This is a genomic window from Vibrio sp. D173a, assembly GCF_030248475.1.
Window position 1 is genome coordinate 1 of record NZ_JAHGAH010000420.1, and the last position, 2,033, is coordinate 2,033.

The 2,033-nt window shown below is 47.0% G+C and carries 1 protein-coding gene and 1 pseudogene; both read left to right on the plus strand.

Annotation, left to right across the window (positions count from 1 at the left end):
• Positions 1 to 1,593 (plus strand): Ig-like domain-containing protein (locus tag KIV40_RS26390; protein WP_375164887.1); only part of this gene is annotated, 1,593 nt, incomplete at its 5' end.
• A gap of 150 nt (positions 1,594 to 1,743) precedes the next feature.
• Positions 1,744 to 2,033 (plus strand): annotated as a pseudogene (locus tag KIV40_RS26395) (hypothetical protein); the annotation flags it as partial.

Here is a 2,033-nt window from a genome sequence, read left to right on the forward strand (position 1 = left end):
ATGGGGCTTAAATTGTTTTTGGGTCCATTGACGAGCTCAGAAGCAGATTCAGAAGGAGTCACTTCTACGAGTTCTAATTTTGATGATAATGGGTTTAACGTGGCGACGTTTACCCTCGCTGCCGCTGAAGACTCCTGTCAAAGTAAGGGACGCTTGCCGACTTCTGATGAACTAAAGGCGTTTGCCACCTACAACGGCGGTCCGGATGTTTACGACGGTTGGCCGGTGGATCTGGCTTATTGGGCGAAGACTGGTGGTATTGGTGAGCTGATTGATTTGAGGAGCGGGTTACCAGTACAGGCAACCAGCCCTCTTGGTTACTATGTGTCTTGCATGAATGAAGCGGGCCTTGTTGTGGTGGACGCCGATTCTCAGCTTGAGGCGGTAGCGGATAATGCCGACCAGGCAGTCGTAACGGTGAAGCTGACTTGGGACGATAGGCCTTTAGAAGGTAAGTTGATTGAGGCGTCAACCCCCAGCAGGTCTAATGTGACCTTTGACGAAACAACTGGCCATACAAACAACGAAGGGGTAACCAGTTTTGCCTTAAAAACTTGGGAAGCAGGACAGGTTCCGGTCAATATCATGTACGACGGCGAAACGGTGTTGACGCAAAATGTGAAGTTTATTGGGGATGAAGCTACTGCTACTTTAGAGCTTGAGGTCATCAAAACTGATGCAAGATATGATGATCCAGGTGGTAATATCGTTGAGGCGACAATGATGGACACCAATAACAATCCGGTGGTGGGGCGCCCGGTAACCTTTACGACGTCTGAGGACGAATCTGTCAGGATTAAGGGCGCTACAGTTACGAATGCTCAGGGTAAGCAGAGGGGAGTATTTGTTTGGGATGATAGTTCGACAACTGATAACTCTAAAACTGTTTTTGTCACCGGAAGTTATACCCCCCAATCTACGGGAACTCAAATTTCAGATAGCGACGAGATAACGTTTGTTTCACCAAATCCGTCAGATCCGACAGATCCGCCGACAGACCCGCTATCAGACCCGCTAGCGTGTGGTATTGGTATAGACGACGCCCACCCAACCAATGCTACAGGCGAGTGTTTGAAAATTGCTACTGATTATTATGGAAACTGGTTTACCGGCACGCCAAGCCTTGCACTGCTGAAGTCTCTTGGGTATACCCAAGACTCTAGCACCAACAACACTGGTGATACTTATCATTCTGTCTATCGCGAGACTGGAACTGTTGGGCCTGCCGGTGAGTTTGCGTTATTTGCTATAGATGGTCTTGGTGTCCCTTACCCCCCTGCTGAAGGCGCTGGTGTTGGCGGGCAGCACGACCGTTGGTGCCAAAAGCTAAATGAATTAGAGTTTTTTGGAAGAACAGACTGGGCGATACCAAGCTCTTTTGAGTTTAGTGCACTTAATGTCAAATTTAGTGCTTCTCCCGATGGTTTTGGTTGGCCGCGGTACCAATCGTACTGGACGACGACGTGGACGGGAAGCACATTGTCTTACTGCAACTTTGTCAGCCATGGCCTCGGCCCGTCCAAGATAAAGGCAGAGCAAAGAGCAGCAGTACCGTGCTACGGCTACACGACCTGCTGGTCACGAAGACCTTAGTGTTTTACGTTTAACGTTTAAATTTTAATATTTTTGGCGCCATCCTTATGGTTGGCGCCTTATTCTCGGAGTTTATTTTGTGAATATTGAAGATAAGTTGGAATTGGTAAAAGACAGCCAAGTGATTGTCGGTATTAAAGAGGGATGTTTGTGCGCTTTTACGAACAATCGCTTTTTGGATGGCAGCAGTGGGTTTCAACACAGCCTCATTTACCAACACTGAAGGTGCTAGTAAAGAAAGTGAAGCAACTGGATAATCAAGAAATCGTGCCTATTGAATCATTAACTCGGAATGGTATTGATGTTGGCAATGAAAATACGATTTTGCTAAAAGATGAAATTGATTTATCTGGCCGGGATAAATGGAGAGCGGAACAAACAAGTAAGGTGGCAAATATGGATATCGTGTCACCTCTGGATGATAGCGTTGATGTTTTGAA